Below are 12,861 nucleotides of genomic sequence, written 5' to 3'. Positions count from 1 at the left end.
CGCTCCTTTCCATTTGGATCAAATCAGTTCTGCGGGTCCTGTGCATCCGGCGCTTCCGGTGCAGCGGTCTCCGGCAGCGGCTGGGCCGTTTCGGCCTGTTCGGCAGGCTCCGCAGCTTCTGCAGGCTGCGCCTGCTCTGTGGTCTCGGCCGGTGCAGCCTGCACGGTCTGCTCCGGCTCATCCCCTTCACGCGGGGGCAGGGTGCCGCCGGCCATGATGGTGTTGAACTCCTGCTCATTGAGCTTTTCGCGTTCCATCAGAGCCTTTGCCAACGCGTGCAGCTGATCGATGTGCTCGGTCAGGGTGCGGCGGCAGGTCTCGTAGGCTTCGTCGATGATATCCCGCATCTCGCCGTCGATCTCGGCAGCAGTGGTCTCGCTGTAGCCCTTGCCCTGACCCAGATCGCGGCCCAGGAAGGTCTCCTCCTGCGAGGTGCCGTACACCACAGGGCCGAGCCGCTCCGAGAAGCCGTACTTGGTGATCATCTGGCGGGCAATGTTGGTAGCCTGCTGCAGATCATTGGAAGCACCGGTGGAGATATCCTCCAAAATCAGCTGTTCGGCCACGCGGCCGCCCAGACTGGAAACGATATCCTCGAACATTTCGCCCTTGGTCACATAGCTGCGGTCTTTCTCGGGCAGATACATCGTGTAGCCGCCTGCCTGACCGCGGGGGATAATGGTGATCTCGTGCACACGGGGATGATGCTTGCAGTAGAAGCCTGCCACCGCGTGGCCTGCCTCATGGTAAGCAGTCAGCTTCTTTTCCTCGGGGGTCACAACGCGGCTCTTCTTTTCGGGACCGGCCATGACCTTCATGGAAGCTTCCTCGATATCCTCCATGGTAATGGCCTTGCGGTTGCGGCGTGCAGCCAGCAGGGCCGCTTCGTTGACAAGGTTCTCAAGGTCTGCGCCCGCAAAGCCTGCGGTGCGCTGTGCAATGACCCTGAGAGAGACATCCGGGGCCAGCGGCTTCTTTTTGGTGTGGACCTTGAGGATCTCCTCACGGCCCTTGACATCCGGCAGGCCCACATAGACCTGACGGTCAAAGCGGCCCGGACGCAGCAGAGCCTTATCCAGAATGTCGGCGCGGTTGGTGGCCGCCATGACGATGATGCCGTCGTTGGCCTCAAAGCCATCCATTTCCACCAGCAGCTGGTTCAGGGTCTGCTCGCGTTCATCGTGGCCACCGCCCAGACCGGCACCACGCTGACGGCCCACAGCATCGATCTCATCAATGAAGATGATGCAGGGCATGGACTTCTTTGCCTTATCAAACAGGTCACGCACGCGGGATGCACCCACGCCGACGTACATTTCCACAAAGTCAGAGCCGGAAATGGAATAGAACGGCACACCGGCCTCACCGGCGCAGGCACGGGCCAGCAGGGTCTTACCGGTGCCCGGAGGGCCTACCAGCAACACGCCGTGGGGAATGCGGGCACCCAGAGTGTTGAACTTTTCGGGGCTCTTGAGGAACTCCACGACCTCTTTCAGCTCTTCCTTTTCCTCGTCCTCACCGGCAACATCGGCAAAGGTAGCCGTTTTTTTGTTCTCGTGCTCATCCTTCACCTTGGCCTTGCCAACGTTCATGATCCCGCCGCCGCCAGCGCCGCCGCGCATCATGGAGAAGAGCAAAAAGCCGGTGCAGCCCAGCATTGCCAGATAGAACAGGATCTCCATCCATGGGATGCTTTCCTTGACAGGGGTATAATCGTACACCATGGGAGCATCCGGGTTTGCTTCGTCATAGGCGGCAATGTAGTCGCCCACATACTTGACGAACATGGAGGCATAGGGCAGCTTGTAGCGCACCGTCACAGTGCCGTCGCTGTTCTTCTGCGCAGCGGATGCAGTGCTGTCCGAAGAGGACAGCATCCCGCTCAGCAGGCCGCCGGTGGCCTGTGTGGTGCTCGGGGCCGTGGTATCCGGCAGGGGCAGGTTATTTTTGCCGCCTTCCTTGATATCCATGGTGATGACGCCGGTGTTCAGGTCCAGCGAGAACTGCGTGACCTGCAGGCTTTCAAAGTAATGCACCACCGTGGAATACTCCATGGAAGAGCTGCTGGCAGAGCCGGTGCCGCCCAGCACCGACCAGACCATCAGCACCGCCGCCAGCGCCAGCGCCAGGATCAGCGGATTGAAACGGGGTCTCTTGGATTGCAAAAAAATCAACTCCAGTTCTTGGATGAATTATAGTGTGAGAAATCACTTCTCGTAAACTTCAGGCTTGAGCACACCCACATAAGGCAGGTTGCGGTACTTTTCATCGTAGTCCAGACCGTAGCCCACCACGAACTCGTCCGGTACCTGGAAGCCCTCGTAGTCGGGCTGGATATCGGCCTTGCGGCGGCTGGGCTTGTCCAGAATGGTGCAGATCTTCACCGAGTTGGGGTTGCGCATCTTGAGCATGGGCACAAGGTTCGAGAGGGTGACGCCGGTATCCAGAATATCCTCCACGATCAGCACATCCTTGCCGGACAGATCGCCGTCCAGATCCTTGATGATCTTTACAAGGCCGCTGGTAACGGTGTTGCTGCCGCCGTAGCTGGACACCACCATGAAATCGATGCTGCACGGAATGCTCACCGCACGCATCAGGTCGGCCATAAACACCACCGAACCCTTGAGGATGGACACCAGAACAAGGTTTTTGCCCTCGTAGTCCCTGCTGATCTGTGCACCCAGCTCAGCCACCTTTGCCTTCAGCTCTTCTTCACTGACCAGAACGTTCTTGATATCATCATGCATGCTCATGATAGTTCCTCCCTATGTTCCATTTCCATCTGCAGCACCTGTGCAGTGTCCTCGTCCGGGGCAAGGCCCTCTGCAAAGCCTGCACCGCAGACCCAGAGCACCTCGCTGCCTGCCGCCAGCAGCGGCAGCTGGTCGCGCATCTGCGCGGGGATGCCCGCTTCGTTCATCCACTTGCGCAGCCGGTTGTGCACACTTCGCCCCGCCGGGCGGTAGACATCCCCCGGCTGGCGGGTGCGCAGAACAAGACCAGCATACAACGTAGTTATTCTAGCATAATCCGCCTGATTTTTTAAGTCTTTTTTATGAACGACTTGTATTTTTTCTTCAAAATCAGCCGTAAAAAGCTCTGCAGTCACCTTCCAGCCGCCTGAAAAGCCGTATTCTGCCTGTTTTTCCGGCACAAAAGGCCAGCTTTCGGGCTGCGGCGTGGTCTGCCTCTGCGGCAGCTCCGTCACCTCTTCCTGCCAGAAAAAGCCCTTCCCTGCACAAAAGCGCACCCGGCCGGTCAGCTGCACCGCGCCGCTGCCGCGCCGCACAAGGGCGCACAGCAGCTGCACATATTTTTCCTCTGCGTCCCGCACAGGGGCCGTCAGCGAATGCATGGCCTCTTCCAGAACAGGCGCATCCGCAGCGGAAAGCGGGCCCAGCCGCCACACCCTGCAGGCGTCCGGGACCCTGATACCGGCCTGAGTCCCATCCAGACGCGCAGCGGAAAGCAGTTCCTGCGCTTTCCGGGCAAAATAGGCATCCGCCCGGGCCGCTTTTTCGCAGAAGCGGGCAAGGTTTTCCACCGCTGCGCCGTTGGTGCTCTGCAGTGCAGGCAGTGCCGCACGGCGCACCCGGTTGCGGGCATAGGCATCGGTCTCGTTCGTCTCGTCCGTCACCCAGCGCTGCCCGGCTGCACGGCAGAAACTTTCGGTATCCTGCCGGGTAAGGGGCAGCAGAGGCCGCAGATAAGGCCCGCGTCTGGGCCGGATGCCTGCTGCGCCGTGCATCCCCGTGCCTCGGGCCAGACGCAGCAGCAGTGTCTCCGCCTGATCATTTGCAGTATGGGCTGTTGCAACGGCGTCTATCCCCTCCCTGCACAAACGCTCAAAGCAGGCGTAGCGCAGGCGGCGGGCCCAGTCCTCCCCGGCATGTTCCGGCACAGGGCCAAGCTCTTCCGCATGGAACACCCGCAGCGGCACGCCCAGACGGGCGCATTCGGCCCGCACAAAGGCTTCGTCCCGGTGGGCGCTCTCACCTCGCAGGCCATGGTTCACATGGCAGGCAGAAAGCTCAAATCCGAACTCCGGCTGCAGGGCCAGCAGAATGCGCAGCAGCGCCATGCTGTCTGCCCCGCCGGACACTGCCGCTGCCAAATGCAGCTCATGCAGCGGGGCACCCGGGGTCAGCAGTGCTTCCTGCAGACAGTATTCCCGCACCCGGGCAAGGATCGTTTCGTTTTCCATCAGCGTTTGAAGTCCACATCCATAAAGCGGGTGTGGGCACCATCCCAGCCCAGCGGCACCGTGCTGGTCTCGCCGTGACGGTTCTTTGCCACGATGCACTCGGCGGTGTCGGCGTCCACCTCTGCACCATCCGGGTTCTGGCTGGCATAGTAGGAATCGCGGTACAGGAACAGAACGCAGTCGGCGTCCTGCTCGATGGAGCCGGAATCGCGCAGGTCGGAAAGCTGGGGCCGGTGGCTGGAGTTGTTGCCCTGTTTTTCCACCGCACGGGACAGCTGGGAAAGCGCGATGATGGGCACATTCATCTCCTTCGCCATGATCTTGAGGTTTCGGGTAATGGAGCTGATCTCCTGCACGCGGTTCTCGCTGCGCTGGCCGGTGGTCATCAGCTGCAGATAGTCGATGACGATGAGGCCCACGTTCGGGCGGGTGGGGTCCTGATTCACCCGGCGGATCTTTGCCTTCATCTCGGTGATGGTGATGCCGGAGGTATCGTCCATATAGATGGGTGCATCGTGCAGCTTTTCGGTGGCAAGAGCCAGATACTCCCAGTCCTCAGCACGCAGGGCGCCGGTGCGGAAGGCCTGACTGTCGATGCCGGCTTCGGCAGAAAGGATACGGTTGGTCAGCTGTTCCTTGGTCATTTCCAGACTGAAGATCGCCACCGGAACCTTTTGCTGCATGGCCACACGGGTGGCGATGTTCAGCGCAAAGCTGGTCTTGCCCATACCGGGGCGGGCTGCAAGGATGATGAGGTCGCCGCGGCCAAGGCCGGTGAGCACCGTATCCAGCAGGCGGAACCCGGTGGGGATGCCCTTGTATTTGTCTGCATCCGGGCCGCTGATCTTCTGCAGGTTGGTCAGGGTCTCCACCATGCTGGAGGAAAGCGGCGTCAGTGCGCTGGAATCGCGGCCGGAGCGGATCTCATAAATGCGCTGTTCCGCGTTTTCCAGCAGCAGATCGGCGTCCGGCTCATCTCCGGCATCCTGCAGGATGTCCTTTGCCACCCCCATCAGCTGGCGCACCAGATACTTTTCCTGCACGATCTGGGCGTAGGCCTTCACATTGGAGATGCTGGGCACCGTCTCGGCAAGGCCGGTCAGGTAGACCTTTGCTTCGTCGGCACTGGGGAACACGCCGTCCGAGATCACCGCGTCCAGCAGGGTAACAAAGTCGATGGTCTGGTCGGCGGTGAACAGCCGCAGCATCTCCGAATAGATCTGCGCGTTCTGCCGGGTATAGAACATCTCCGGCCGGATGATCTCCACCAGATCGGTGAGGGTCTCTGGTTTGAGCAGCACCGCGCCCAGCACGCTCTGCTCTGCCTGCATGTTATAGGGCAGGTTGATGCCCACACTTTCCAGATTCAGTTCATTGGAATAACGTCGTTCATTCGGCATGGTCATTTATCCTTTTGCGTTTTTGCTGAAAAGCCAAAAAGCGCCCCCTGCTGTGAGGGGGCGCAGATGGCAGAAAAATCAGGCCTGTTCCACTTCCACCTGGATCTTGAAGGAAGCAACCACACCAACGTGCAGGCGGACCTTGCCGTTGAACACACCGGCGTCCTTGATGTCCTTGGTTTCCAGCTCGATCTTCTTCTTATCGATGGGAGCGCCTGCCAGCACAGCCAGAGCATCGGCAACCTCCTTGCCGGTGACTTTGCCGTGCAGACGGCCGGATGCACCGCCCTTGGCCTTGATGGTCACGGTCTTGCCCTCGATCTTTGCAGCCAGAGCCTTGGCAGCGGCCACGGTCTCAGCCTCATGGAAGTCGGCTGCAGCTTCCTTGCTGCGGGCAACGTTCACAGCGCTGGCATCTGCCACAGCGGCAAGCTTGCGCGGGAACAGATAGTTGCGGGCGTAGCCGTCGGAGACCTCATGGATCTCATCCTTCTTGCCAATGCCCTTGATATCCTGCTTGAGAATCACTTTCATGATAGTATCCCTCACTTCTCACCGGAAAACCGGTGCAGTTGTTGTGTTTATAGTATAGCGCATTTGCCGCTTTTGGGCAAGAGGAAGCGCCTGACCATTTAAAATGGCCGCCGCTCCGCTCTGGCCATATTCAGCGGAAATTTTATTTTTAATTTGTAAATCAGAAAAATCTGCGGATTTTTCTGATTTACTTTTTCACAGGAGGGGTCGTAACGGCAAACGGCATACGCTGCTGTCGGCCTGCGGCCGTCGCGCAGCGACTTTAATACGAAAAGCGTTAAGCAAAGCGGTTACGCCAGTTCCTTTGCAGCCACGTCCAGAGCCACCTCAATGACCTTGTCCATGTCGTAATACTTGTACTCACCCAGACGACCGCCGAAGATGACGCCCGGCTCCGCATCGGCCAGCTTCTTATACTCGGCATACAGGGCGCCGTTCTTCTCGTCATTGACGGGATAGTACGGTTCATCGCCCTTTTTCCATTCAGCACTGTACTCGCGGCTGATGACCGTTTTGGGCTGGGTGCCGAACTCAAAGTGCTTATGCTCGATGATGCGGGTGTAGGGGGTCTCGGCGTCGGTGTAGTTGACCACCGCGTTGCCCTGATAGTTGTCGGTGTCCAGCACCTCGGTCTCAAACCGCACGCTGCGGTACTGCAGCGCACCCAGACGATAGCCGAAGTATGCGTCCACCGGGCCGGTGTAGACAACCTTCTCTGCCAGTGCGTTCAGCGCGTCACGGTCAGCCAGATAATCCACGCCCAGACGCACCTCGGTGCCGTCCAGCATTTTTTCCACCATGGCAGTGTAGCCGCCATTGGGAATGCCCTGATACAGTGCGTTGAAATAGTTATCATCGTAGGTAAAACGCACCGGCAGGCGCTTGATGATAAAGGCCGGCAGCTCCGTGCAGGGACGGCCCCACTGCTTGCCGGTGTAGCCCTTGATGAGCTTTTCGTAGATATCGGTACCCACAAGGCTGATGGCCTGCTCTTCCAGATTCTGCGGGTCGGTGATGCCGGCAGCAGCCTTCTGCTCCTCGATCTTGGCCTTGGCCTCGGCGGGGGTAACAACGCCCCACATCTTATTGAAGGTGTTCATGTTGAAGGGCAGGTTGTAGATCTCGCCGTGATAGTTCGCCACCGGGCTGTTGGTGTAGCGGTTGAACTCCGCAAACTGGTTCACATACTGCCACACAACCTTGTTGTTGGTGTGGAAAATGTGCGCACCATAGCGGTGGACGTTGATGCCCTCCACCTGCTCGGTGTAGATGTTGCCTGCAATGTGGCCGCGCTTGTCAATGACGAGGCACTTTTTGCCTGCTTTTTTTGCTTCCTGTGCGAACACGGCACCATAAAGGCCGGCGCCGACGATCAGGTAATCGTATTGTTTCATAGGTGTAGACCTCACTCTTCTGGTTATTTTCCCTCGGCACCGCCCTTTTTCTGCGATGCGTAGTATTTGTCGATGGCGCCCTCGATGCGGGAGCGGGCTGCCTCCGGCGTGATGTGCTTGAGCTGTGCCGCGGCCATGGTCTGGTGTCCGCCGCCGCCCAGACTCTCCATGATGACCTGCACGTTCACAGCGCCCAGACTGCGGGCCGAGACGTTCACGCCTGTGCCCACCTGCACCGCCACAAAGCTGGCATCCACGCCCTGAATGGTCAGCAGGTCGTTTGCCGCCTGTGCAATGGCCACACGGGCCTCCGCGGCCACCTCACCGCCGATGGAAATGGCGCAGTTCCGGTACATTTTTGCTTTTTCCACAAGCCCCGCCTTGGCGTTGTACTCCACCATCGTCACGTCGAACAGCTGGCGCACCCGCTCGGTCTCCGCACCGTAGCGGCGCAGAGCAGCGGCGGCTTCAAAGGTACGCACACCGGTGTGCAGGGTAAAATCGCGGGTATCCAGCATGATACCGGAGAGCAGGCCCTCGGCTTCCACCCGGTTGGGTTTGTCGTCGCGCTCGCCCACGTACTGCAAAAGTTCGGTGACCAGCTCGCTGGCCGAGGAGGAATAGGGCTCGTGGCAGACAAGGTCCGGGTTCTGGATGTAGCCCACGCCCTTGCGGTGGTGGTCGATGACGGCCACCCTGCCGCATTTTTCCAGGATCTCCTTGCTCTCCACAAGACCTGCCTGATATGTATCCACCACGATGCACAGGGTGCGTTTGGAAATAATGGGCAGGGCATCCTTCGGGTCGATAAAATCATCCCGCTGGCCCGCTTTGCACAGGGCATCGATCAGGCTGCCCGCCAGCGTGGCGTCCCGCCGCACTGCGATCACCGCTGGGACGTCGCAGATCTTGCAGATGCGCAGCACGCCCTCGGCAGAGCCAATGGCGTCCAGATCGCTCATACGGTGGCCCATGATGACCACATGGTCAGCTTCCTTGATCAGCTTCACCAGCTGATCGGCCACGATGCGGCTGCGCACCTTGCTGCGCTTTTCCACACCATGGCTCACGCCGCCGTAAAAGGTAAAGCCGTCCGGCGTCATTTCAGCCGCCTGATCGCCGCCGCGGCCCTGCGCCATATCCAGTGCCTGCACGGCCATATCCTGCGCTTCCCGCAGGGTCTTGGCACCGCGGCCAATGCCGATGGACAGCGAAAGATTCACGCTGGGGTCCAGTGCGCGATCTTGTCCAGCACATCGTAGCCCCGGTTGGCGAACTGCTCCATCTGGCGCTCTTCCACCACGGCGATGTAGCGGCCGCTGGCCACACGGCGCAAAAAGCCGCTGCCCCGGCCGATCATATCCTCCAGCGTGCGGTTGATGCCTTCCAGCAGGCGGGCGCGCTCGCTGTCCAGCATGTCACCAAACACATCATCGTAGCCGTCCACCAGAAACACCAGATAACCCGGACGGCTGGCCTTATATTCCGCCTCCACCTTGCGCAGAGCGGTCTCCTCGTTCAGCACCAGCAGGGTCATGCTCTCGGCATTACCGGGCACCGTGGAGCTGTGCACGCTCCACATGCCGTCCGCGAGGGTCAGCAGCTGGCCCTCCTGCTTGCGGCACTGCTGCAGGTCAAGGCCGGGCATCACCTTCTGCACACGGCTCACCAGCACATCCTGCCCGTTCAACAGGCGGGCACGGAACTGTGCATTGTACCACAGCACCGTCTCACCGGAAAGCAGCGCGGCCGGCTGCGAGAGCGGCTCCAGACTGAACTGCAGTTTGGAGCTTTCAAAGCTTCCGCCGCACATCCACCGGGCCACCCACTTGCGCAGCTGGCAGCGGAACAGCACCACCACAACGCCCCACAGCACCACCAGTGCCAGCAGCGCCGGCCATGCCGTGGGCCGCTGGACCAGCAGCACCAGCACCAGCAGGCCGCACAGCACGGCCAGACTGGCGGTGAGCATCTCCAATGTCCATCTTGGTTTTTGTTTCATCAAATCTCCTGCCTTCCGCCGCATTGTTTGCGGCAGCGTGCCCGGATCAGACCTCCATCAGGATGGGGAGGATTGATCGGGCTGCGCTTGGTGCGCCGATAGATATAGCTGCTCAGTGCCTCGCGCACACGGGTCTTGACGCTGTTCCAGTCGCGCACATGCTCGTCCACGCAGCGGTCCAGCGCATTTTCCACGATGCTCTGTGCACCGTCCATCAGGCTCTCGTTCTCGCGCACATACACAAAGCCGCGGCTCACAAGGTCGGGGCCGGCCAGCACTTTGCCGGTCTTGCTGTCCACGGTGGCCACGATGATCACCAGACCGTCCTCGGACAGGTGCTTGCGGTCGCGCAGGACTACATTTCCCACATCGCCCACGCCCAAGCCGTCCACCATGACGGCACCGGCCGTCACCGGCTCGCCCAGCTTCATCTCATCCTGACTGAGGATGACATTGGAGCCATTCTCCGCAATGAGGATGTTGCTGGTGGGGATGCCGAGGCTTGCAGCGGTGAGGGCATGCTTTTTGAGCTGCTTGTACTCGCCGTGCACCGGCAGGAAATACTTGGGCTTCGTCAGGGTGAGCATGAGCTTCTGCTCTTCCTGACAGGCGTGGCCGGAAACGTGCACATCGTACATGCTCTCGTAGATGACCTCTGCACCCAGCAGCAGCAGACCGTTGACGATCTTGGTCACGCTCTTCTCGTTGCCGGGGATGGGATTTGCCGAAATGATAATGAAATCACCGGGGCCCACCCGCACCTGACGGTGGCTGCAGGACGCCATGCGGGAAAGGGCGCTCAGGGGTTCGCCCTGACTGCCGGTGGTAATGAGCACTACCTGCTCCGGGGGATACTGGTTCAGCTCATCCACGCTGATGAGGGTGCCCTCCGGGATGTGCATATAGCCCAGCTCCTGCGCCATGGCGGTGTTGTTCACCATGCTGCGGCCGCTGAAGGCCACCTTGCGGCCATCCTCCACAGCCAGATCGATGATCTGCTGCACGCGGTAGATGTTGGAAGCAAAGGTGGCAATGATGATCCGCTTGTTGCGGGCACGGGCGAACAGATTGCGCACGCCTGCAGCCACCTTCTGCTCGGTGGCGGTAAAGCCCGGGCGCTCGGAGTTGGTGGAATCGCTCAGCAGGGCCAGCACGCCGCGCTGACCGTACTCGGCCAGTGTGGACAGGTCGGTGACGCCGCAGGCCAGCGGGGTATAATCGATCTTGAAGTCGCCGGTCTGGATGATGGTGCCCGCCGGGCTGTCGATGGCAAAGGCCACCGCGTCCGGGATGGAGTGGTTCACATGGATGGGCTCAATGGTAAAGCAGCCCAGCCTGATCTTCTGTCTGGGGGTGATCTCCACGAACTTGGTCTTGCCTGCCAGACCGAACTCTTCCAGCTTGTTGCGGATCAGGCCGCAGGTCAGGCGGGTGCCATAGATGGGCAGATCAAATTTCTGCAGCAGATACGGGATGCTGCCAATGTGGTCCTCGTGGCCGTGGGTGATGAGCAGGCCCTTGATCTTATCCTTGTTCTGCACCACAAAGGTGAAGTCCGGGATGACCATGTCCACGCCGTACATGTCGCTGTCCGGGAACACCAGACCGCAGTCCACGATGATCATGTCGCCGTTGCACTCGTAGACCGTCATATTCTTGCCCACTTCACCCAGACCGCCCAGCGGATAGATGTGGATGGGCACCGCAGCCTCTCTGGGCTGCTGCGGGCGGCGGGGCCGGCGGTTATAATATGGACGGCGGGTGGTACGGGGGCGCTTTTCGCCCGTCTGCGCGGCAGGTGCGCCCGCATTCTGATTCGCTGCTGCGGCCTTACCGCGTGCGGAAACATTGGTATTTTCTTTCGACTGTGCCATTCTGACCTCCAAAATAATTACAGCGCAGGCCGTCCCCGTTTGTGGGAACAGCCGCGCTGTGCATGGGAAGCACCTTGAAAAATCGCATCGGCTTCCGTTGGATGCACCGTATAGAATTTATTTCTCAGCGTGTTTTTTGCAAACCGCTGCCTGTTCCGTAAGAGGTTTTGTGCCAGATAAGTCCATCTGCTCGATGCGACCGTGGCTTTTCTGTTGGAACGCCCGGGCACACGCCTGCGGTGCGCCCCTATACGCATTTTGTTAGGATAAGTATAGTATTTCCCGGCGTTTTTGTCAATTCCAAGGTTTGTCAGCTCCGGCACGGAATATACATTCGCACTTGACAGAAGCCCAAAAATAGCGCTAAATAGAAGTAACTCATTTTATAAGGAGAACCGCATGAAGCAGGTCGAAGTGTACACCGACGGCGCATGCAGCGGCAATCCCGGCCCGGGCGGCTGGGGTGCCGTGCTGCGCTACCGTTTTAACGGCAAAGTCTATGAAAAGGAGCTCAGCGGCGGTGATGACAGCACCACCAACAACCGCATGGAGCTGACAGCCTTTATCGAGGCGCTGCGTCAGCTCAAGGAGCCGTGCGAGGTGCGGCTGTGCTCCGACAGCCAGTATGTCATCAACGGGCTGCAGAAGGGCTGGGCCAGAGGATGGCAGCGCAGGGGCTGGAAAAAAGCGGATGGCTCCCCTGCCCTGAACCCGGACCTCTGGGCACAGGCACTGGAGCAGGAAGCCCGGCACAAGATCACCTACGTCTGGGTCAAGGGCCACGCAGGCCACCCGGAGAACGAACGCTGCGACCAGCTGGCCGTGGCACAGAGCAAAGCACATGGCGGGAGGCAGGGAACATGAGCGACACATTTTTGCCCGGCAGCGGGTTTGACACCTACGAGAGTCAGGATAAAGTTCTGGTACAGATGGACGGCAGCAGAGAATGCGCCGTAGCCGTGCGCATTTTACAGCAGCAGGGCTTTGCCGTGGCAGGCGCCGCCGTGCGGCTGGACGCCGGGCAGGCCGCCGGAGTGGAGGCGGCCCGAAAGGCGGCGGAAGCCCTTGGCATCGAGTGCATCGTGCTGAACGCCGAAGCACTGGCCGGGCAGGACGCCGATGTTCTGGGCGAAGGCGGCACGCCGCTGTTTGCCGCCCTGCTGACGGCTGCAGACAAGCTTGGGATGCAGTATGTGGCAACCGCTCACCGTGCCCGGGTGGAGACCGGCGCAGACGGCGTGCACACTGTCTGCCCGCCCGCAGGCACCGGCAGCGATGACAGCACGATTCTTGCAGCTCTGCCGCAGGAGACACTGGCACGGCTGATTTTACCGCTGGGCGATTTTGCCCCGGAAGACGTAGCCGAAATGGCCGAAGATTTTAAAGTTTAACAAATACAATTTTAAATGGCCTCCGTTGCACTCTGGCCCTATTCAGCGGAAATTCTATT

The 12,861-nt window shown here is 60.0% G+C and carries 10 protein-coding genes and 1 pseudogene; 2 read left to right on the top strand and 9 right to left on the bottom strand.

Annotated elements, in window-relative coordinates; translation table 11 throughout:
• Positions 1–23: 23 nt before the first annotated feature.
• From ftsH to ACKXF7_RS09865, 9 genes and pseudogenes are all read right to left on the bottom strand, one after another.
• Positions 24–2,174 (bottom strand): ATP-dependent zinc metalloprotease FtsH, encoded by a 2,151-nt coding sequence (gene ftsH, locus ACKXF7_RS09905; RefSeq protein ID WP_423741189.1) that lies wholly within the window; start codon positions 2,172–2,174, stop codon positions 24–26.
• Positions 2,175–2,207: 33 nt separating this feature from the next.
• A complete protein-coding gene (gene hpt / locus ACKXF7_RS09900) occupies positions 2,208–2,756 on the bottom strand; it encodes a hypoxanthine phosphoribosyltransferase (protein WP_249236988.1) in 549 nt (182 codons plus the stop codon).
• Complete coding sequence (gene tilS / locus ACKXF7_RS09895; protein ID WP_423741188.1) at positions 2,753–4,207, bottom strand: tRNA lysidine(34) synthetase TilS; 1,455 nt, start codon at positions 4,205–4,207, stop codon at positions 2,753–2,755. The genes hpt and tilS overlap by 4 nt, the downstream gene beginning before the upstream one ends.
• A complete protein-coding gene (gene dnaB, locus ACKXF7_RS09890) occupies positions 4,207–5,607 on the bottom strand; it encodes a replicative DNA helicase (RefSeq protein WP_339395263.1) in 1,401 nt (466 codons plus the stop codon). Before dnaB ends, tilS begins: the two co-directional genes overlap by 1 nt.
• Positions 5,608–5,685: 78 nt before the next feature.
• On the bottom strand, positions 5,686–6,141 hold the full coding sequence (rplI, locus tag ACKXF7_RS09885) for a 50S ribosomal protein L9 (RefSeq protein ID WP_249236991.1): 456 nt from the start codon (positions 6,139–6,141) through the stop codon (positions 5,686–5,688).
• Between the two features lie 290 nt (positions 6,142–6,431).
• Positions 6,432–7,535, bottom strand: coding sequence for a UDP-galactopyranose mutase (glf, locus tag ACKXF7_RS09880; RefSeq protein ID WP_423741187.1), 1,104 nt, complete (start codon positions 7,533–7,535; stop codon positions 6,432–6,434).
• A 23-nt stretch (positions 7,536–7,558) separates the two neighbouring features.
• Complete coding sequence (locus ACKXF7_RS09875) at positions 7,559–8,758, bottom strand: DHH family phosphoesterase (protein WP_423741186.1); 1,200 nt, start codon at positions 8,756–8,758, stop codon at positions 7,559–7,561.
• A complete protein-coding gene (locus ACKXF7_RS09870; protein WP_423741185.1) occupies positions 8,755–9,537 on the bottom strand; it encodes a hypothetical protein in 783 nt (260 codons plus the stop codon). Before ACKXF7_RS09870 ends, ACKXF7_RS09875 begins: the two co-directional genes overlap by 4 nt.
• Before the next feature lie 46 nt (positions 9,538–9,583).
• Positions 9,584–11,411: pseudogene (locus tag ACKXF7_RS09865) on the bottom strand (ribonuclease J).
• Positions 11,412–11,810: 399 nt separating this feature from the next.
• Here ACKXF7_RS09865 and rnhA point away from each other — a divergent pair.
• Positions 11,811–12,275, top strand: coding sequence for a ribonuclease HI (rnhA, locus tag ACKXF7_RS09860; protein ID WP_249236995.1), 465 nt, complete (start codon positions 11,811–11,813; stop codon positions 12,273–12,275).
• Positions 12,272–12,802 carry a hypothetical protein gene (locus ACKXF7_RS09855; protein WP_423741184.1) on the top strand — a complete coding sequence of 177 codons (531 nt, stop codon included), beginning with the start codon at positions 12,272–12,274 and terminating at the stop codon, positions 12,800–12,802. Before rnhA ends, ACKXF7_RS09855 begins: the two co-directional genes overlap by 4 nt.
• Positions 12,803–12,861 lie beyond the last annotated feature (59 nt).

It is taken from the genome of Faecalibacterium sp. 7 (genome assembly GCF_049562865.1).
Taxonomy (GTDB): domain Bacteria; phylum Bacillota; class Clostridia; order Oscillospirales; family Ruminococcaceae; genus Faecalibacterium; species Faecalibacterium wellingii.
Note: the sequence above shows the minus strand (reverse complement) of the source record. Positions and strands in the feature narration are given on the sequence as shown.

What these genes read in the sequence shown, in the direction of transcription:
- hpt (WP_249236988.1), bottom strand. Translation starts at nt 2,756, where the DNA reads ATGAGCATGCATGATGATATCAAGAACGTTCTGGTCAGTGAAGAAGAG.
- tilS (WP_423741188.1), bottom strand. Translation starts at nt 4,207, where the DNA reads ATGGAAAACGAAACGATCCTTGCCCGGGTGCGGGAATACTGTCTGCAG.
- dnaB (WP_339395263.1), bottom strand. Translation starts at nt 5,607, where the DNA reads ATGCCGAATGAACGACGTTATTCCAATGAACTGAATCTGGAAAGTGTG.
- rplI (WP_249236991.1), bottom strand. Translation starts at nt 6,141, where the DNA reads ATGAAAGTGATTCTCAAGCAGGATATCAAGGGCATTGGCAAGAAGGAT.
- glf (WP_423741187.1), bottom strand. Translation starts at nt 7,535, where the DNA reads ATGAAACAATACGATTACCTGATCGTCGGCGCCGGCCTTTATGGTGCC.
- ACKXF7_RS09870 (WP_423741185.1), bottom strand. Translation starts at nt 9,537, where the DNA reads ATGAAACAAAAACCAAGATGGACATTGGAGATGCTCACCGCCAGTCTG.
- rnhA (WP_249236995.1), top strand. Translation starts at nt 11,811, where the DNA reads ATGAAGCAGGTCGAAGTGTACACCGACGGCGCATGCAGCGGCAATCCC.
- ACKXF7_RS09855 (WP_423741184.1), top strand. Translation starts at nt 12,272, where the DNA reads ATGAGCGACACATTTTTGCCCGGCAGCGGGTTTGACACCTACGAGAGT.